Annotated in this window: 6 protein-coding genes; 3 read left to right on the forward strand and 3 right to left on the reverse strand. The window is 73.9% G+C overall.

What is annotated here, in order from left to right; all coding sequences use genetic code 11:
- Positions 1-11: 11 nt before the first annotated feature.
- On the reverse strand, positions 12-9,266 hold the full coding sequence (locus ACFV57_RS08875; RefSeq protein ID WP_385227418.1) for an amino acid adenylation domain-containing protein: 9,255 nt from the start codon (positions 9,264-9,266) through the stop codon (positions 12-14).
- Entirely contained in the window at positions 9,263-13,312 is a 4,050-nt protein-coding gene (locus ACFV57_RS08880) for an amino acid adenylation domain-containing protein (protein WP_385227421.1), read from the reverse strand. The genes ACFV57_RS08875 and ACFV57_RS08880 overlap by 4 nt, the downstream gene beginning before the upstream one ends.
- Before the next feature lie 748 nt (positions 13,313-14,060).
- On the opposite strand from ACFV57_RS08880, the gene ACFV57_RS08885 reads away from it, so the two are divergent.
- Positions 14,061-17,114 carry an amino acid adenylation domain-containing protein gene (locus tag ACFV57_RS08885; protein ID WP_385227424.1) on the forward strand — a complete coding sequence of 1,018 codons (3,054 nt, stop codon included), beginning with the start codon at positions 14,061-14,063 and terminating at the stop codon, positions 17,112-17,114.
- A gap of 44 nt (positions 17,115-17,158) precedes the next feature.
- Here the strand turns inward: ACFV57_RS08885 and ACFV57_RS08890 are convergent, their stop codons facing one another.
- Complete coding sequence (locus tag ACFV57_RS08890) at positions 17,159-18,220, reverse strand: ATP-dependent DNA ligase (RefSeq protein ID WP_385227427.1); 1,062 nt, start codon at positions 18,218-18,220, stop codon at positions 17,159-17,161.
- 88 nt (positions 18,221-18,308) lie between these two features.
- On the opposite strand from ACFV57_RS08890, the gene ligD reads away from it, so the two are divergent.
- Together ligD and ACFV57_RS08900 are read left to right on the forward strand one after the other, a co-directional pair.
- Positions 18,309-19,313, forward strand: a complete 1,005-nt coding sequence (gene ligD, locus ACFV57_RS08895; RefSeq protein WP_385227430.1) for a non-homologous end-joining DNA ligase — start codon at positions 18,309-18,311, stop codon at positions 19,311-19,313.
- 332 nt (positions 19,314-19,645) lie between these two features.
- Complete coding sequence (locus ACFV57_RS08900) at positions 19,646-20,566, forward strand: virginiamycin B lyase (RefSeq protein ID WP_385227433.1); 921 nt, start codon at positions 19,646-19,648, stop codon at positions 20,564-20,566.
- Positions 20,567-20,650 lie beyond the last annotated feature (84 nt).

Here is a 20,650-nt window from a genome sequence, read left to right on the forward strand (position 1 = left end):
CGGGTGCGGCATCAGCCGCGCCCGGATTCGGCCGGTGCGGCGGCGTCGACCGCTTCGGCCACCGCCTGTACGTACGGGGACCGGACGATGCCGTAGTGCGTGGTGTCCAGGCTCTGCCAGTCGCGCAGGTCGGGCAGCCGGTCCCGCCACGCGCGCTGCTGCGCCTCCGGCGAGCCCAGGTTCGGCAGCCCCTCGACCGGCCGGCTCGCCAGCCACAGGCGGCTGGGTGTGCCGGCCAGCCGGGGCACTTCGTGGTGCGCCATGCCGGCCACGTTGGCCCGGCAGCAGCGCGCCAGCCGCTCGGCGTACGCCTGCGCCTCCCGGCTCGCCGGCGCGCCCGGGCCGCCCTGCCCCAGCTCGTGGGCGAAGACGGCTTCGAGCTGCGTCTCGTCGTACGCCCTGAAGTGCGGCCCGGCGTCCGGCGGCGGCGGGTCGAGCAGGTGGAGCGCGGTGGCCGGGCGGCCCGCCGCCTCCGCTTCGGCCGCCATCGCCTGCGCCACCCAGGCGCCGAAGGACCAGCCGGCCAGCTGCCGTCGCCACGCGGGGTCCGGGAAGCGGGCCTGGAGGGCGGCGTGGTAGCGGCGGGCGCGTTCGGTCAGCGACCAGGCCGGGAGGCCGGGCAGGCGCAGCGCGGGGTCCGCGATCAGGCACACGGTGAAGCGCGGACCGACTGCCGACACCAGCGCCCGGTAAGCCTGGATGTCACCGCCGACCGGGTGGACCAGGCACAGCAGGTCGTGTCCGGTGCCCTGCTGCCAGACTTCCAGCACCACCGGATCGTCATCGGCCTGCCCGGTGGCCGCGTACGGCCCGTACGGTGCCTCGGCGCCCGGATTCGCGCCCACCTTCTCCAGTACCTCGTTCAGGCTGACCTGGTGGCTGAGCTGGGACAGTTCCAGGTCGACGCCGAAGTGCTCCTCCACCTTGCCGATCAGGTCGAGCATGGTCAGGGAGTCGGCGCCCTGGTCGTAGAGCGACGCGTCCCGGTCCAGCTCGTCCAGGCCCAGCCAGCGGCCGAGCCAGTCGGCGAGTTCGGTGGCGGCCGAGTCGGAGGGGGCCGGGGCGGGTTCCGCGGCGGCGTGCGCCGGGGCCTCGTAGAAGGCGCGGGCCTCCTGGAGGGGTGTCGTGGAGACCAGCAGGTGCGGAAGCTGGAGCCGCAGGGCGCGGGCGAAGAGTTCCTGGCCTTCCTTGACCGCCAGGCCGACGGCGAGGTGGGCCTGGTGGCGGGCGTCCGTCCGCAAGGCGTCCCGCGCCATGCCGACCTCGCTCCAGATGTCCCAGTCGATGCCGATGCGCAGGGTCGTCTCGGCGGCGTCGGTCCGGTGGCGGGCGAAGCCGTCCAGCAGGCCGTTGGCGGCGGCGTAGTCGAACTGGCCGATGCCGCCGAACAGCGCCGCCATCGACGAGCAGTACGCGGCGAAGGCCGGCCGGTGACGTTCGATCAGCCGCTCCACCAGGAGAGCGCCGTGCAGCTTGGCGGCCATGGCCTGCCGCATCGCCGCGGCGTCGCGCCGGGTGACCAGGCCGCCCGCCGCCGTGCCGGCCGCGTGCACGACACCGTCGATCCGGTGGGCGACGCCGTCGAGCCGGGCGAGGACCGTGTCCGGTGCCGTCGTGGCGAGATCGGCCTCGACCAGGTCGACGCGGTCCGCCCACGGCGTCAGCTCGGCGGGCAGACGCGGCTGCCGGGACAGCAGGATCACCCGGCCGTCGGACTGCGCCAGCAGCCAGGCCGCGATGCTGCTGCCGATGCCGCCGGTACCGCCGAGGACCAGGTACGTACCCGGCTCGTCCGGCAGCGCGGAAGGCAGCGTCGGCGCGGGCGCGGGCACCGGCAGCAGCGCCTGCTGCCACCAGTACCCCTGCCGCAGCGCCAGCCGCCGCGGCACCGGGGCCGCGACGTCGTCCCGCGTCGGCGCCGCGGCCAGCTGCGGCGCCCAGTCGGCCAGGTTGCGGCCGGGCAGGTCCAGCCAGCGGCCGTCGACGGCGCATTCCTGCGCAGTGACCTCGCAGGCACCCGCAAGCAGCCCCAACTCCGGCCGCTCTACCGGCCCTTCGACCGGCTGTGCCCCGTACGACAGCCACCAGGGCCGCAGCAGCGCTGCCAGCGGCGTTCCGGCGACGGCCTGCAACAGGGCGGCGGGCGTGTCGAGACACGCCCAGCGGGCGCGCGCCAACGCGTCCTCGCCCACCGCCCCGTCGACCGCCAGCGGCAGCGCGTGCAGCCAGTCGACACCGGCCTCGCCCGTGTCGCCCAGCGCGTCGAACAGCTGCCGCAGCGAGGCCGGATCGGCCGGGTCCACCTCGTACGCGTCCTCGGCCAGCCGGGCGTACCCGTCGGCCGCACCGACCCGCACCACCCGGGACCACACCGCCTCGAAGGGACGCAGCGCCCCGGACGGCAGCGGTTCGGCCGTCATGACGACCAGCAGGCCGCCGGGCGTGCGCGAAGCGGGGGCGGTGACGGCGCGGCTCAGCCGCACCCAGTGCGGCTGGTGCAGCCAGTCGGCCTCCGGCAGCCGCTGGGGGAGGGGCTCCGCGGCGGCCGGACGCTCCGGCCCGTCGTACGTGTGGCTGTCCGTGCCCGGCGTGGCGCGCTGGAAGTCGTACGTGGTCAGCTCGAACGCCGGGGGCGGGAAGTCCCACGGTGCCTGCGCCGGGCCGGCCGGCCAGTGGACCGTCCGTCCGGTCAGCCAGGCGTCGGCCAGCTCCTCGGGGGAGCGGCCCTCGGCGGACAGCGCTTCTTCGGCGCTCTCGACCGCGGACGGCGCCGCGTCGGTCTCCGCGACCGCGCGCAGCCACGCCACGGCGCCCGCCGCGTCCGCGCAGACCGCCGCGGCCCGCCGGCGGTGGGATGGGCGGCCCGCCTGAAGGTGGCGCAGCACCTGGCCGTAGGCCTCGGGCCGGGCCTGGAGGTAGTCGGCGATACGCGCGGCGTCGGAGCGCAGCCCGGCCGCGCTGCTGCTGGACAGCGGCAGGAAGGGCACGGCGCTCGCGGACTCCGCTGTTTCGCCCGCCTCCAGGACGAGGTGGGCGTTGGTGCCGCCGATGCCGAAGCTGCTCACGGCGGCCACCCGGGGCCGTCCGGCGGGCCAGGGCCGCGCCTCGGTGGGAATGGTGAACGGCGCCGGGTCGCTGCCGATCTGCGGGTTGAGGCGGTGGAAGTCCACGTTGGGCGGAACGACGCCGTGGTGGACGGCCAGGGCGGCCCGTACCAGGCCGACCACGCCCGCCGCGGCCCCCAGGTGCCCGATCTGGCTCTTCACCGACGCCAGCGCGCAGCGGCCGGACCCGTCCAGATCGAACGCCTGGCGCAGCGCGCCGACCTCCACCGGGTCGCCCAGCGCGGTGCCGGTACCGTGCGCCTCGACGTAGCCGAGGTCGGCGCCGGTGCGGCCGCTGCGGCGCAGCGCGGCGCGGATCACCTCGCGCTGCCCGGCCAGCGACGGCGCGCTGTAACTGAGCTTGGCGGAACCGTCGTTGTTCAGCGCCGAGCCGGTGACCACCGCGTACACGGTGTCGCCGGCCTCCCGCGCCAGCCGCAGCGGTTTGAGCACCACGACACCGACGCCGCTGGCACCGATGGTGCCGCTCGCGTCGTCGCTGAACGGCCGGCAGTGCCCGTCCTTGGAGAAGATGTGCTGCGGCCGGTAGCGGTAGCCGCCGGTGAGCAGGGTGTCGACCAGGACGCCGCCGGCCAGCATCACATCGGCGTCCCCCTGCCGCAGCAGACCGGCCGCGACATGGACCGCCACCAGCGAACTGGCGCAGGCGGCCTGCACGGTGAACGCCGGGCCGGACAGGTCGAGGTGATAGGCCACCTTGGTGGCGAGGAAGTCCTTGTCGTGGTGGAGCGCCATCTGGAAACCGTCCGGCAGGAATTCCGGGTCGGCCTCGCGCAGTACGGACTGGTAGTACGTGTTCTCGCCGCAGCCCGCGACCATGCCGACACGCTGCCCGGCCGGGTCGGCGATACCGGCGTGGGCCAGGGCCTGCACCGAACTCATCAGCAGGTGGCGCTGTTGCGGGTCCATCAGCCGGGCCTCCTGGCGGCTGATGCCGAAGTGGTCCGGGTCGAAGTCCAGCAGTCCCGACATCTGGCTGCGGGCGCCGACCAGGCCGTCCGCGGCGTCGAAGTGCTCGATGCCGCGCTCGCCGTTGCGCACCAGGTCCCAGAAGGCGCCGAGGTCGTCGGCGCCGGGCAGCCGTACGGCCATGCCGACGACGGCGATCGGCTCGTCCGCCGCGCCGGGGCCCGCGGCGCTCCGCCGCGCCGCCTCCGGCCGGCCCTCCAGGAAGCGTGCCAGCCGCCGCACGGTGACGTGCTCGAACAGGTCGGGAATGGTGAACGACAGCTCGGGATCGGCGGTACACCGCAGGTGGAAACGCATCAGATCGAGGCTGGTGGCCCCCGCGTCGAAGAACCGCTCGTCGGGGCCGACCGGCGTACCGACCACGGCCTCGAACAGCTCCGTGAGCCTGGCCTCGACCGGCGACAGGCCCGCCGCCGTGGCCGCGGCGCGCGGGCACAGCTCCTCACCCGGCGCGGCCAGCACCCGGCGACGGTCCAGCTTGCCGCTCGGGGTGAGCGGAAGCGACGCGAGCCGCCGGAAGCGGTCGATCCGTACGTACGGGGGCAGCAGCGGCGCCAGATGCGCGGCCAGGTCCTCCGGCGCCGGCGTCTCGCCGCGGCACTGCAGACACGCCGTCAGCCGGTCGCCGTCGCGCACCACGACCGCGTTGACGACGTCCGGGTGCTGCAACAGCGCCGCTTCGACCTGCCCCAGCTCCAGCCGGTGGCCGCTCAGCTTGACCTGCTGGTCGTCGCGGCCCAGATAGTGCAGCAGCCCGTCCCGGTCGAAGCGGGCCAGGTCGCCGCTGCGGTAGAAGGTGCCGAGGCCGGGCAGCTCGACGAAGCGGGACGCGTTGAGCGCCGCGTCACCGAGATAGCAGGGCGCGGCCATCGGGCCGCCGATCAGCAGCCGTCCGGGACAGCCCGGCGGTACGGGCGCGTCGGACTCGTCGACGACCCGCAGCCACGCGTTGGCGACGGGCCCGCCGATGGCCGGGCGCTCCGGCCACCGCGCCGGGTCGCCGTCCAGGCAGAGGCTGCTGACGACGTGGGTCTCGGTCGGGCCGTAGTGGTTGAACAGGCGCGCGCCGGGCAGCCCGGCGAACCAGCGGCGGATCGCGTCCGTACACAGCAACTGTTCGCCCGCGGTGACCACTTCGCGCAGCCGGGACGGGAAGCGGCCCAGCCGGACGCCGTGCTCGGCCAGCAGGTGCAGCGCCACGTACGGCATGAAGACGCGCTCCACGCCGGCCGTTTCGAGCTGCTCCAGCAGGGCCGGCGCGTCCTGCCGCCAGCCCGGCCGAACGAGGTGCAGGCAGCCGCCGCCGCACAGTGTGCCGAAGATCTCCTGGAAGGACACGTCGAAGGACAGCATGGAGAACTGCTGGGTGACGGCGCCGCCCGGCAGGCCGCCGGCGTCGGCCTGCCAGTGCAGCAGGTTGCACAGGGTGCTGTCGGGTACCTGCACGCCCTTGGGGGTGCCGGTGGAGCCGGAGGTGAAGAGCGTGTAGAGCGGGCGTCTCCCCTGGTGGGGCGGCTCGTCGTGCGCGGGCCGGTCCGGGGCGACGGCCGGCAGGACGACCGGGTGGCGCGGCAGGCCGTCCGGGGCGATCGCGTCGACTGCGGCCGTGCCGTCCGGCGGCACCAGGACGCAGAGCGGCTGCACCTGGCCGAGGATCTGCCGCAGCAGCCCGGGCGGGTAGGACGGGTCGAGCGGCACGATGGTGAGGTTGAGCCGGGCCAGCGCCAGCAGCGCCACGACGTGCTCGGCCGAGGGCTCGAAGTGCAGCGCGACGCAGCGCGGCCCGTTGTCCTCCGGCGGGAGCGGGTGGGCCGCCCGCAGCTCGGACGCCAAGGCGGCGGCGTGGGCGTCGAGTTCGGCGTAGGTGAGGCTGCGGCCGTCGGGGGCGACCAGCGCGGGGGCGCCGGGCGTCAGCCGGGCCTGGCGGGCGAAGCCCTCGGCCACCGTGGTGAAGGCCGGGGCGGTCGCCGGACCGCGGCCCGGGTCGGGCAGGCTGCTGCGGTACGGGCCCACCAGCTCGGCCAGAGTCCCCGTACCGCCGTCGGCCAGGTCGTCCAGCCCTCGCCGGAACAGGGCGGCCATCGCCTCGATCTCATCGGCGTCGAAGTGGTCGTCGGCGTACTCCCACAGGCAGTCGACACCCGCGTCGTGCTCGACGACGGACAGCGTCAGCGGGCACTTCGCCTCGGCAGGCACCGGCCACTCGGGACGGGCGGCGCAGCCGGGCAGCGCCAGCGCGCCGAAATCGGTGTTCTCCAGGACGAAGAGGAAGTCGAACGGCGAACCGTCCGAGCGTGCCTCCCGGTCGGCCAGCACATCGGCCAGCGCCACGTCCTGCCGGTCCAGCACCTCCTGCACGGCGGCACCCTGACGCAGCAGCTGCGCGCGCAGCTGCTCACCCGGCGCCAGGTCCAGCGGCAGCAGCACGGTGTTGGCGAACATGCCGACGCTGTCCTCGAAAGCCTGCACCGGCCGGTTGGCCACGGGCCCGGCGATACGGGGCCGGGAGCGGCCGGTCACGCCGTACAGACTCCACGCGAACACACCCAGCAGCAGCTGGAAACGGGTGAGCGCCAGCTCGGCGCAGAGCCGGTCGAGCGCCGCGCGGCGGCCCGGGTCGAGCGAGGCACGCAGCAGACGGCCGTTGACGCGGGACCGGGGGCGCGCGGGCTCCAGCGGGGCCGCCGCCTCGCCGTCCACGCTGCTCAAACGGTCGTGCAGCGCGGCCCGCTGCTCCTGGTAGGCGCCGCTGGCGAACCACTCGGCCTGCCAGCCCGCGTAATCCAGCGGAGTCGGCGCCACGGCGGGCTCCGCCGCCTCCGCGCCGCCCAGCACGGCCGCGTAGTCGGCCGAGAGCTCACGGAACAGGACATTGAGCGACCAGCCGTCGACCGCGATGTGATGCAGATGCAGCAGCAGGACACCGCCGCCCGGCCGCGCCAGAACGGTCGCCTGAAGCAGGCGCGGGCGGGCGAGGTCGAAGGGAGTGGAGAAGAGGCGGTGGGCGGCGGGGCGCCAGTCCGATTCGCCCGCGGAGTCCGCGCCTTCGACGGAGTCCAGGCCTTCGGCGGGCTCCGTCGGCGTCTCCGGCGCCACCCACGGGTCGTACGCCTCGCCCACCGCCTGCCGCAGCCCCTCCGGCGTGGCCTCGAAGCCCGTACGGAGCGCCGGGTGGCGCGCCACCAGCCGGCGCAGCGCCTCCCGCAGAGCCGCGGTGTCGACCGCGCCGTCCAGCCGGAAGGCCAGGGGGACGTTGTACGCGCAGGACTGCGGGGCCCGCTGTTGCAGGAGCCAGAGCCGTTGCTGCTCGGAGGTGGCGGGCGCGGAGCGGGCACCCGACGGCGCGGCGGGCTCCGGGTACGGGGATTCCGCCCCGGCACGGGCCTGCGCGACGGCGGCGGCCAGTTCCGCGAAATCGCCGTGCAGGACCAGCGCCTGGGGGACCTCGCAGCCCCACAGCCGCCGGACCTCGAAGCGCAGCCGGAGCGCCCGGAGCGAGTCGCCGCCGTTGGCGATCCAGCGGTCGCCCAGCCGCAGGCCCGGTACGCCCAGCACCCGGCCCGCCAGCTCCAGCACCTCGCGCTGCCAGGGTGTGGCGGCGGCGTCCTGCGGCGTCTCCGGGCGCTGCCAGGGGCGGTCGTCGCGACGCAACAGCGCCGTTCCGTCGACCTTTCCATTGGCGTTGAGCGGCAGCTCGTCCACCAGATGGACGTGGTGCGGGCGCATGTACGACGGGAGTCCGGCGGCCAGGTGCCGGTCGAAGGCGTCGAACGACAGCTCCTCGCCGAGCACCACGTAGGCGAGCAGTTCGTTGACGCCGTGCGCGTCGCGGCGGGTGCACACGTAGGCGTGCCGCACCGCCGGATGGGCCTCGATCTGCCGCTCCAGCTCGCCGGGCTCGATGCGGAAGCCCCGCACCTTGACCTGGCGGTCGGCGCGCCCGACGTACTCGATCAGGCCGTCGGCGTCCCGGCGCACCAGGTCGCCGGTGCGGTAGAAGCGGGCTTCGCCGCCGTCGTGCCAGGGCAGCCGTACGAAGCGGCGCGCGGTCTCGTCGGGCAGGTTGCGGTAGCCCGCCGCCAGCGCGTCGCCCGCCAGATACAGTTCGGCCGTCTCGCCGGTCTCGGCCGGCCGGGCACCGTCGTCGGCCACCACGAGCGCTTCGGTGCCCGGCAGGGTGCGCCCGATGGGCACCACGTCGGTGTCGAAGTCGCGGGGGACCGGGTGGCAGAGGGCGAAGGTGGTGGCCTCGGTGGGGCCGTAGATGTTGTGGAGCCGGGTGGTGCTCGTGGGGTTGTCGCGGTACCAGCGGCGGAGCAGCGGCGCGTTGATCTGCTCGCCGCCGATGAGGACCTGGCCCACGGTGGAGAAGCCGTCCGCCACCTTGTCGGCCACCGCGTTGAACAGGGCCGTGGTGATGAACATCGAGTCGACGCGCTCGCGCCGCAGCGCCTCCGTCAGCAGGTGCGGCGTCTGCACCTCCTCGTCGCCGAGCACCACGCAGCAGCCGCCCGTCAGCAGCGGCACCCACACCTCGAAGCTCAGCGCGTCGAAGGCGGGATTGGCCAGGCAGGCGTAGCGCGCGCCCTCGTCCAGCCGGAGGTATCCGGGGCGCGCCAGCCGCAGGATTCCGGCGTCCCGCACCTCGACGCCCTTGGGCCGGCCGGTGGTGCCCGAGGTGTAGAACACGAAGGACGCGGGGGCGGCGACCGGCGTCGGCAGCGGGGTCCCGCCGTCGGCGGGGCCGGCGGCGAGCAGGTCGGCCACCGGCAGCGCCCGTACGCCGTCGGGCAGCCCGTCGGGTGCCGTCGCGCCGTGGACCAGCGTCCCGCTCGCGGAGTCGGTCAGGATGTGGCGCCGCCGGTCGGGCGGGCTCAGCCGGTCGAGCGGTACCACCACGGCGCCCAGCCGCAGAATGCCGAGCATGGTGCAGACCAGCTGCCACGAGCGCGGCAGGCAGACCGCCACCGCCTCGCCCGGCCGTACGCCGTGGCGGCGCAGGGCGCGGGCGACGGACGCGCTGGCGGTGTCGAGCCCGGCGTAGTCCAGCTGCCGGTCACCGTCCACGACGGCGACGGCGGAGGGGCTGCGGCGGACCTGCGCGAGGACGCTTGCGGCCAGGCAGGGGGAGGCCGGGAGCCCGGCCGTGAAGGTCGATTCGGGTTCCATCATGACTCCTGCGCCTGTGCTGACTCGGCTTGCGGTCCGGTGGGCAGCGATGGCCCGGCGGGCTGCGGGGGAGCAACGGCAGGGCCGGCAGGGCGCGGCGCGGCGGCCCCGAAGCGGGCCAGCTCGGCTTCGACCAGCGCGGCGACCCGCAGCACCTCGGCGCTCTCCAGCATCTCCCAGTGGTCGCAGTACGCCGGTTCCACCACGAAGTCGGCCTTCGCGCGGCGCTGCCAGAAGTCCCGCACCCCTTGCAGGAAGGGGGTGTCGGTCCCGTCCTCGACGGCCTGGACGAGCACCGTCCGGGCCGCCGACGGCGGTGCCGGGTAGCCGCCCGCGGTCTGCCGGTTGTGGTTGTAGATGCGGAAGTACTGGTCGATCTGCTCGTCGTCGATGCCCGGGTACATGCCGTTGAACTTGACGAGCTTGTCGCGGAACTCGGCCAGCTCCACCGGCGCCGTCGCGGCCGGATCGGCGGGGCCGTCCGAGCCCTGGGTGTCGAGCAGCACCACGCTGACATCGGTCCGGCCGGACTCGGCCAGGAGGCGCCCCATCTCATGGGCGACCAGCCCGCCGTACGAGAGGCCGGTGAGCACCAGCGGGCCGTCGAGCAGCGGCTCGACCAGCTCCAGGTACGCCTGGGCCATCGCCTCGACCGTCGGCAGGAACGTCTCGCCGGGGTTCACGCCGGGCGACTGGATGCCGTACACACCGCAGGAGTCCGGCAGCGCCTTGGCCAGCGACAGGTAGCAGAAGGCGGTGCCGCCTGCCGGGTGGACGCAGACCACCCGCTGCCGTCCGTCGCCCTCCCGGAACGCGATCAGGTTGCTGTCCGGGCGGCCCGACGCGCCGCTGCGCAGCCGCCCGCCCAGCGCCTCGATGGTCGGGTGCAGCATGATGTCGCGCACCGGCAGCGTCTCGCCGAACTCCGCACGCACCGCGTGCGCCAGCTTGATCGCGGAGATCGAGGTGCCGCCGATGTCGAAGAAGCTGTCGCGGATACCGATCTCGGACTGGACCAGTACCCGCTGCCAGATCCGGTACAGCGCCAGCTCGATGTGGTCGCGGGGGCTGGCCAGGTTGACCTGTACGGGGCCGCCTGACCTGGCCCGCTCCAGCAGCGCCGCGCGGTCCGGCTTGCCGTTGGGGGTACGGGGCAGGCGCGGCAGCTCGGCGAAGAACGCCGGGATCATGTAGCCGGGCAGGCGCCGCGCCAGGGCGGTGCGCCACGCGTCGGGCGGCAGCGGCTCGGCGTCGCCCCGGCCCAGGAAGGCCACCAGGCGCGCTTCGCCGGCCGCGTCCCGGTCGGCCAGCACGACCGCCTCGCGCACACCGGGCCCGTCGAGCAGCGCCGCCTCGACCTCGCCCAGCTCGATACGGAAGCCGCGCAGCTTGACCTGGTGGTCGCGGCGGCCGACGAACTCCGCGTTGCCGTCGGGCAGCCGCCGGGCCAGGTCGCCGGTGCGGTACATCCGCTCGCCGGGCACGAAGGGGTCCGGCACGAACCGCTCGGCGGTCAGGTCCGGGCGGCCCACATAGCCGCGGGCCAGGCCCGCGCCGCCGATGTAGACCTCGCCGGTCACACCGGCGGGCACCGGCTCCAGGCGCTCGTCGAGCAGCCGGACCCGGGTGCCCAGCAGGGGGCGGCCGACGGGGCTCTGACGGGCCAGCGGACGCGGGTCGGTGAAGCCGGTGCTGAAGACCGTGGTCTCGGACGGTCCGTAGCCGTTGAGCAGCCGCAGCTCCGGGAGGATCTCCCGCATCCGGTGCAGGGCCGACTCCGGTACGGGCTCCACCCCCGTCAGCAGCCGGCGCAGCGCCAGCCCGGCCAGCCGCTCCTCGGGCGCTTCGTCGATCCACTTGATGAAGGCGGGCGGCAGGAACGCCTGCACGATGCGGTGGGCGCGCAGCCACTCCATCAACGCCTCGGGGTCGGCGCGGAGTTCCCCGGGCACCGGGTGCAGCACGCCTCCGGTGGTGAGCGGCAGCAGAAGTTCGAACACCGAGCAGTCGAAGCCGATGTTCGACCACTGGGACGCGGCCTCGCCCGCCCCGGAGTCGAACCGCGTCAGCCAGTGGTCGAAGAGGCTGCCAACGTTGCCATGGGTGACGCCCACGCCCTTGGGGCGGCCGGTGGAACCCGAGGTGAAGATCACGTAGGCGAGACGGTCGGGGTGGGAGGCGATCCCCGGCGCGTCGTCCCGCCGGCCTTCCGCCTCGACGGCGGCCAGCGACAGCCGTCCCTCCTCGGGCCCGGCGGCGTCGCTCAGCACCAGGGCGGGCGCGGCGTCCTCCACCATGCGGGCCAGCCGCTCCGCGGGCAGGCCCGGGTCGAGCGGCAGGTACGCGGCGCCGGCCTTCAGGATGCCGAGGACGCCCACCACCAGGGCCGCCGAACGTCCGGTGTGCAGGCCGACCACCTGGTCCGGGCGCACGCCACGCGAGATCAGGGCGTGCGCGAGCCGGTTGGCGCGCCGCTCCAGCGTCGCGTAGTCGAGCTGTTCGCCGTCGCACACCAGGGCCGTACGGCCGGGCTGTTCGCGTACGCGGGCCTCGAAGCGGTCGACCAGGCCGGGCCGGGGCGCGGGGTGCCCGGTCGCGTCCCAGTCCGCCACCAACTGGCGGCGCTCCGGCTCGTCGGGCAGCGTCAGGGCGTCGGCGGCGCGGGCGGGGTCCGCCGCCATCTGTGTCAGGACGCGCCGGAGATACCGGCCGTACCTTTCCACGGTTTCCGCGTCGAACAACGCCTCGGCGTAATCCAGGCTGCCGGTGATTCGGCCGTCCTCTTCCGCCAGGGACAGCGTCAGATCGAACTTCGCGACGTCGTACGGCGAATCCAGCGGAGTCACCTCGATGTCCGGCAGCGACAACTCGCCTTCCTCGCTGTTCTGCCACGCGAACATGGTCTGGAACAGCGGAGTGTGGGCCGGGCTGCGGGACGGGTTGACGAGTTCCACGACCTGTTCCCACGGCAGGTCCTGGTTTTCCAGCGCGGACAGGGCGACGCCGCGCACCCGCTTGAGCAGTTCGGCCACCGTCGGACCGCCGGAAAGGTCGATGCGCAGCGCCAGCGTATTGACGAAAAAGCCGATCAGGCCTTCCAGTTCGGACCTCCGGCGATTGGCGACCGGCGTACCGATCACCACATCGGACTGGCCCGACAGACGGGAGAGGACCAGTGCCCAGCCCGCCAGCAGCGTCATGAACAAGGTGCTGCCGTTGCGCCGGCTCGCGTTCTTCAGCGCGGCGGTCAATTCCGCGTCGAATTCCAGCCGGAGCTTTCCGCCGCGGTAGTCCTGCTCGGCCGGGCGCGGCCGGTCGGTCGGAAGTTCCAGCAGCGCGGGAGCGTCGGCCAGTACCTTCTTCCAGTGGCCGGCCTGCTTGGCCGGTATGCCGTCGGAAAGCCACTTCCGCTGCCACGCGGCGTAATCGGCGTACTGCACCGGCAACGGCGGCAGCGGATTCTCCCCGCCGGCGCGGAAAGCTGCGTACAACGCGGCGATTTCCCGCGTCAGGACCGTCATCGACCAGCCGTCGGAAGCGATGTGATGCGCGGTCAGCAGCAGTACGTGGTGGTCCGTGTCCAGCATCACCAGGCGACCGCGGATCATCGGCCCGCCGGCCAGGTCGAACGGCGCCGCGGCTTCCTCCCGCTGGAGGGCGGCGAGCCGCGTCTCGGCCTCGCACGCGTCCTCGGCCCCGGTCAGATCGTGCACTTGCAGGGCAAATCCCGTGTCCGGCGGGCCGATGTGCTGGAAGGGCTCACCCGCCACGGCGACCAGACGCGTGCGCAGCACTTCGTGACGGGCCACCAGCGCGTCCAGCGCCCGGGTCAGCGCCGCCCGGTCCAGCGGCCCGCGCAGCCGGAAAGCCTGCGGCATGTGGTACGCCTCACCGGCGCCCCGCAGCTGTGCCAGGAACCACAACCGCTGCTGCGCGAAAGACAGCTCCAGCGGCCCGGTGCGGCTCGTCAGCGGCTCGACAGCGGTCTGCTTCCGCGTCGTCCGGTGGTGTTCGGAAGTCGATGCGCGGAACGTTTGGTTCGCCGGCAAAACTAGCTCTTCTTCTCTGCGAGGAGGTTTGTTCGTGCGGACGGCTGAATAACTGCCGTCGGCCGGGCCCGAAAACGGTGCGGTAAGGGGCCGGAGGGGGGTGGCCGACAGCGTCGGAACAGACGCCGCGCAGGCCGCTTCCGGCAAGTCACGGCGAAACTCGTGTGCCATCCCGTTGTGCGGGTTCGCCGCGAGTTCGCTCATGCGTGCCGGAACGGCTCGACGTGGGCAAAAACCCAGGGGTGAGGGGTGTTGCGGTGCTGTTTTCGTCACGGCGGTGAAGAGCGGGTGGTGCCGTGGGACTTCCGTCGGAAGTGCCCGTCACCCGGCCCGGCCGGTGCCGTCCGGCCCACCGCCTCAAGTGGCCATGATGCGCACTCGCTTTCCGGGCCGCGGGTGGCGCGGCCCCGTGAACACGGCTTCCCCGATTAGGGCACCGTGCTGGACGCTTTGTAACCCGCAGATGATCGAACAGGGTTGCGGAGTGTGTCAATGGTCGTTTGTTCCCCGTTTGGCAGGGGAGCCGGAGCGCTCCGCGATGGCGTACGGGCCTGAACGGCCTTGTGCTGCCGCACTGGTGACATGTGCTGCGACCGGTGCCGAGGACCCGGCAAACTGCGCGGAAATCTTGCAGGAACCAGGGAAGATCGAGCAGAAAGTTGCATATCCCAGTCGGAGTGAGGCAGATTGAGAGCGCTTCCAACGGCGGAGGTCACCCCTCGGCCGCAGTGCTGAAGAAAGCTGTTCGATGCCCGACGCCGCAGCAAACCCGCGCTTCCCGTTCCAGGCCCGGCCGGAGCCGCGCCCCGCCTCGGCGGCCCAGAGCGGAATCTGGTTCAACGAACAGCTCGACGACTGCGGCGCCGTGCACCACGTGCCCTTCACCCTGCACTTCGACGGCGCGCTCGACACCGCGGCGCTGCGCCGCGCGACCGCGGCCGTCCTGCGCAGGCACCCGGACCTGACCAGCGCCGTCGAGAACCGGGACGGCGTCCCCTTCCTCGTCCCGGCCCCGTCGGCGCCCGAGTTGGTCATCGAGCGGGCGGGCGAGGACGCCACCCGACAGCACATCCGGGCGCCGTTCGACCTCACCGCGGGCCCGCTGTGCCGCCTGGTCCTCCAGATCATCGGCCCCCGTGAACACCGGCTGCTGGTGGTCGCCCACCACCTGGTCTTCGACGGCCACTCGATGGAACTGTTCGCCGCCGACCTCGCCGCGCACTACGCGGCGGAGACCGGGCACGGCACCGGCACCCCGGCACCCCCGGAGCCCGCGCCCGCCGAACCGGCCGCCACGGAGGACGCGCGGATCGCCGCCGAGCTGCCCGCCGCCCGCGCGTACTGGGCCCGGCACCCGCTCGGCGACGACGACGTCATACTCCCCGGCCTGGACCGTCCCGCCCACGGAGCGGGCCCCGGCGAGTCCGTGGAGTTCCGCCTCCCCGAAGACCTGCGGGCCCGGCTCGGCCCCCTCGCGGACCGGATCGGGGTGACCCGCTTCGAACTGGTCGTCGCCTCCCTGCACGCCCTCCTGTTCCGCTACGGCAACAGCACGCCGGTCACCGCCCTCGACCTCGGCACCCGCACCCCGGAACAGCGCGGACACATCGGCGTCCACGTCAACGAACTGCCCTTCACCACCGCGCCCGAGCCCGGCCGGGCGTTCGCGGACTTCGCCCGCGCGACCCGGACCGGCCTGCGCGAGCTGTACCGCGTACGGAACGTGCCGCTCGGCCGCGCCGGAACGGGCGTCAAGCCGGGCGTCGCCCTCGCGCCGGTCTCGCTGACGTACCGGCGCCCGGGACCCGCCCCGGAGTTCCCCGGCCTCACCGTTTCCGCGGACTGGACGCCCTCCAACCACACCGCACGCAACGCCCTGCGCCTCGAACTGGTCGACGGGCCGGACGGCTTCGACGTCCTGCTCCAGTACCCGCCGCAGTCCCTGGCCCGCGAACACGCGCAGAGCGTGACGCGGCACTGGCTGACCCTCCTCGGCCACGCCGCGGCCCACCCGGACACCCCGCTGGCCGCGCTCCCGCTCCTCGACCGGGCCGCGCACGATCAGCTGCTGACGCACGTCAACGACACGGCCGTGGCGTACCCGGCCCGTACCGTCCCCGAGATGGTCGCGGAACAGGCGGCCCGCACGCCCGACGCCGTCGCCGTCGTCCACGCCGACCGCCGGCTGACGTACGCGGAGCTGGACGCCGGTGCGGAACGCCTCGCCGCGCGCCTGCGGGACAAGGGCATCGGCGCCGGAGCGCTCGTCGCCGTACGGGCGAGCCGTTCCGAGCGGCTGCTGACCGGCCTGCTCGGCGTCCTCAAGGCAGGCGCGGCCTACATACCCCTGGACGCGGAGTACCCGGCGGAGCGCATCGAGTTCGTCCTGACCGACGCCGCTGCCGCACACGAACTGGGCGACGCCGACCTCCTGGCCGACGACCTCGTGGCCGAGGGCGTCCTCGCCGACGGCCTCGTGACCACCGGCGAGCCGGCCCCGCATCCGGCCCCCGCCCCCGACGACCTCGCCTACGTCATCTACACTTCCGGCTCCACCGGCCGCCCCAAGGGCGTGCAGATCGAGCACCGCTCCCTGGCGAACCTCCTGCTGTCCCTGCGCGACCTGCTCGGCTCCGGCCCCGGCCACCGCTGGCTGGCGCTGACCTCCGTCTCGTTCGACATCTCCGGCCTGGAACTCTTCCTGCCGCTGATCACGGGCGGCACGGTGGTCGTGGCGGGCGCGAGCGACACGCGGGACGGCGGCGCGCTGGCGGACCTGGTCGCCCGCCACGGCATCACGCACGTCCAGGCCACCCCGACCGGCTGGGCCATGCTCCTCGACCACGGCTTCGACGCGCCCGCCGTCACCGCGCTCGCCGGCGGCGAGGCACTGCCGCCGGCACTCGCGCAGCGGCTGCGCCCGCGGGTCGGCCGCCTCCTGAACGTCTACGGCCCGACCGAGACGACGATCTGGTCGACGTACGACGAGATCGCCCCCGCAGCGGACTCCGTGACGATCGGGCGCCCCCTGTCCAACACCCGGGTGTACGTGCTCGACGACCGCCTGGCACCGGTCCCCGCCGGCCTGCCCGGCGACCTCTACATCGCCGGGGACGGCCTGGCCCGCGGCTATGTCGGCCGGCCGGAGCTGGACAGCGAGCGCTTCCTGCCCGATCCGTACGGCCCGCCGGGCAGCCGGATGTACCGGACCGGCGACCGGGCCCGCCACCGCGGCGACGGCCGCCTGGAGTTCCTCGGCCGGACCGACGACCAGATCAAGCTCCGCGGCTACCGCATCGAACTCGGCGAGATCGAGTCCCGGCTGCTCGCGCTGGACGGCGTGGACCGGGCCGCCGCCGCGGTATGGGACGGACGGCTGGTCGGCTACCACGTCGGCGACGCCGACGCGGGGCGCCTGCGGCGGGAACTGGCGGCGGCGCTGCCCCCGTACATGGTCCCGGAGGTCTTCGTCGGCCTCGACGCGCTGCCCACCACGCCGAACGGCAAGCTGGACCGGCCCGCGCTGCCCGCACCCCCCGAGGACGACATCGCGCGGCCGTCAACGGCGGACAGCCCCCTGGAGGCGGTCCGGGAGATCTGGCGCGAGGTCTTCGGCCTCCCCGAACTCACCGACACCGACGACCTCTTCGACCTCGGCGGCCACTCCATCACCATGACCCAGATATCGACCCGCATCCTCGACCGGCTCGGCGTCGAGGTGCCGCTGTCCGCCTACTTCGACGCGCCGACCGTCCAGGGCATCGCCGCCGTGGTCGCCGAACTGGAGGAAGACCTCCAGTAGGGCGCCGGCGCACACCCCGAGGACCTCCGTCGGGACGCCGGACGTCACGCGCCCAGGACCTCCGCCAGGTTGTAGCGGACCGGCTCCTCCAGCTGCGCGTACGTGCACGACTCGGGCTCGCGGTCCGGACGCCAGCGCCGGAACTGGGCGGTGTGCCGGAAGCGGTCGCCCTGCATGTGGTCGTAGGCGACCTCCAGCACGCGTTCCGGGCGCAGCGGGACCCAGGACAGGTCCTTCTTGCCCGTCCACCGGCTGGGGCCGCCCGGCAGCCGCCCCGCCGCCTGCGCCTCCTCACTGGTCCACGCCTCCCAGGGATGGCCCGCGACGGACTCCATCCGCAGCGGCGCCAGCTCCTCCATCAGCTCCTGGCGCCGGCGCATCGGGAAGGACGCGCAGACGCCGACGTGCTGGAGGCGGCCGTCCGCGTCGTACAGCCCCAGCAGCAGCGACCCCACGACCGGGCCGCTCTTGTGGGGGCGCAGGCCCGCCACGACGCAGTCGGCGGTCCGCTCGTGTTTCGTCTTGACCATGACCCGCCGGCCCGGCCGGTACGGCATCTCCGGAGGCTTCGCGACGATCCCGTCCAGCCCGGCCCCTTCGAACTGCTCGAACCAGCCGCGCGCCACATCGAGGTCGTCCGTCACGGGCGCGGTGAAAACCGGGTCGGCGGTGTCGCGCAGCGCCGTCGTCAAGGCTTCCCTGCGGTCCCGCTGCGGCACGGGCATCAGCGACTCGTCGCCCAGCGCCAGCAGGTCGAAGGCGACGAAGGAGGACGGCGTCACCTCGGCCAGGTGGCGCACCCGGGAGTCGGCCGGGTGGATGCGCTCCAGCAGGGCGTCGAAGTCCAGCCGTCCGTCCCGGGCGATGACGATCTCACCGTCCAGCACACAGCGACCCGGTACCTGCGCGCGCAGGGCCTCGACCAGCTCGGGAAAGTACCGCGTGAGCGGCTTGCCCGAACGGCTGCCCAGCTCGATCTCGTCGCCGTCACAAAAGACGATGGCACGGAAGCCGTCCCACTTGGCTTCGTACTGTATGCCGGGCGGAATGGCCGGAGCGGCCTTCGCCAGCATCGGCTCCACCGGGGGCATCACGGGAAGGTCCATGCACGCGATTGTGCGACGGGGCGCGCGGCCGGGCCGCGGTACGCGCCGCCGAGGGGCGGGGCCTGCCCGTACGGCCTAGCGTGGGTGCATGGCAGAGTCGCTGGAGTTGAGCGTGGGGGATCGGACGGTCCGGGTGTCGCACCCGGACAAGGTCTACTTCCCGCGGCGCGGCTTCACCAAGGCCGACGTCGTCCGCTACTACCTCAGTGTCGGCGACGGCATCCTGCGCGCCCTGAAGGACCGGCCCACCACTTTGGAGCGCTACCCCGACGGCGTGGAAGGCGAGTCGTTCTTCCAGAAGCGGGCGCCCAAGAACCTCCCCGACTGGATTCCCACCGGCCGGATCGCCTTCCCCAGCGGCCGGTACGCCGACGAGATCTGCCCCACCGAACCCGCCGCCGTCCTGTGGGCGGCCAACCTCGGCTGTCTGACCTTCCATCCCTGGCCGGTCCGCCGGGGCGACACCGAGCACCCGGACGAGCTGCGCATCGACCTCGACCCGCAGCCGGGCACCGGCTACGCGGACGCGGTACGGGCCGCCCTCGCCCTGCGCGACGTCCTGGACGGCCTCGGTCTCACCGGCCTGCCCAAGACCTCCGGCGGCCGTGGCCTGCACGTCTTCGTGCCGATCGCGCCCGACTGGACGTTCACGCAGGTGCGGCGCTCGGCGATCGCGGTGGCCCGGGAGCTGGAGCGGCGCGACCCCGGGCGGATCACCACCTCGTGGTGGAAGGAGGAGCGCGGCGCCAAGATCTTCGTGGACTACAACCAGACGGCGCGGGACCGCACCATCGCCAGCGCCTACTCCGTACGGCCCTTCCCGCACGCGCCGGTCTCCGCGCCGCTGCGCTGGGAGGAGCTGCCCGACGCCGTACCGGAGGACTTCGACCTCGCCACCATGCCGGGCCGCTTCGCCGAGCTGGGTGACCTGCACGCCGGTATGGACCGGCATCCCTGCCGCCTGGAGGCAGCGCTCGAACTCGCCGACCGCGACGAGCGCGACCACGGGCTCGGCGACCTCCCGTACCCGCCGGAACACCCGAAGATGAAGGGCGAGCCGAAGCGGGTCCAGCCGAGCCGCGCGAAGAAGTGACGTGCGAAGAGCGGGGAAGTGACGTGCGAAGAGCGGGGAAGTGACGTGCGAAGAGCGGAGACGTGCGGCCCGGCGGGCACGGCACGGTCCGCCCCGGCTTCAGGGGCCACCGGTGGACCCGCCTCCCGTCGCGCTCGCGCACGGACACCGTGAAGTCGGCCGCGGCTGCCGCGGGTGCGCGCGAAAGGCTGCCGGGCTCAAAGACCAAATCCCCTGCGGGGCGGCCGGGTTCGCCGGAGCGCGCCGTCCGGCCGACGCATGGGCCGGGTACCGTACTCGGAGCCGATGGCCCGCATCGCCCCGTACCGCCCCGTACCGAAAGGATTCAGCGCGTGACGTCCCGCCCAGAGGTGACCCTGCAGGAGTACGCCGTCGCCGAACCGGGGGCGGGCCCGTACGCACTGGCCGCCGGGCCGGACGGGGCCCTGTGGTGCACCCTCGTGCACCAGGGGCGGATCGCGCGGGTGACCACGCGGGGGGACGTCGCCACCTACCCCCTGCACACCGCCACCGGCGGGCCGACGATGATCACGGCGGGCCCGGACGGCGCGCTGTGGTGCACCGAGTTCAAGGAGCACCGCATCACCCGCATCCTGCCCGGCGCAGGCGGCGGGACCGGGGCCGAGGTGCGGTCCTTCCCCCTCCCGACCGCCGACGCCGCGCCCATCGGCATCACCGCCGGCCCGGACGGCGCGCTCTGGTTCACCGAGTCCGCCGCCGACCGCGTCGGCCGGATCACCACGGACGGCAAGGTAACCGAGTACGACCTGCCGGTACGCGGCGGCTTCGCCTCGGTGATCGCGGCCGGCCCGGACGGCGCTCTGTGGTTCACCGCCAACCAGGCCAACGCCATCGGCCGGACGGGACTCGACGGCGAAACCGTTCTCCACGACCTGCCCACGCCCGGCGCCGCACCCGTAGGGCTCACGGCCGGACCCGACGGCGCCCTGTGGTTCGTGGAGATCGGGGCCGGACAGATCGGCCGGATCACCACGGACGGCACCGTCACCGAGTTCCCGCTGCCGGACCGGACGTCCCGCCCGCACGCGATCGCCGCGGGCCCCGACGGCGCACTGTGGTTCACCGAATGGGGCGCGGGCCGCATCGGCCGCGTCACCACCGGCGGCCACATCGACGTCTACGACCTCCCGGACCGCGCCGCCGAACCCCACGGCATCGCGCCCGGCCCCGACGGCGCTGTGTGGGCGGCCCTGGAGACCGGCTCGCTGGTCCGCGTCACGGTGCATCCGTAGGGCGCGGGGCCTCGCGCGCCGTCGCCGCTGCCCGCCGGTGACTCTGTCCTGCTGACGCGGCCGCTGCTGCGCGTCGTCGGCAGC

It is taken from the genome of Streptomyces sp. NPDC059788 (assembly GCF_042732265.1).
Classification (GTDB): Bacteria; Actinomycetota; Actinomycetes; order Streptomycetales; family Streptomycetaceae; genus Streptomyces.

Bases quoted from the DNA above. Each gene is read 5' to 3' on its own strand.
- ACFV57_RS08875 (WP_385227418.1), bottom strand. From the start codon at position 9,266: ATGATGGAACCCGAATCGACCTTCACGGCCGGGCTCCCGGCCTCCCCC.
- ACFV57_RS08885 (WP_385227424.1), top strand. From the start codon at position 14,061: ATGCCCGACGCCGCAGCAAACCCGCGCTTCCCGTTCCAGGCCCGGCCG.
- ACFV57_RS08890 (WP_385227427.1), bottom strand. From the start codon at position 18,220: ATGGACCTTCCCGTGATGCCCCCGGTGGAGCCGATGCTGGCGAAGGCC.
- ligD (WP_385227430.1), top strand. From the start codon at position 18,309: ATGGCAGAGTCGCTGGAGTTGAGCGTGGGGGATCGGACGGTCCGGGTG.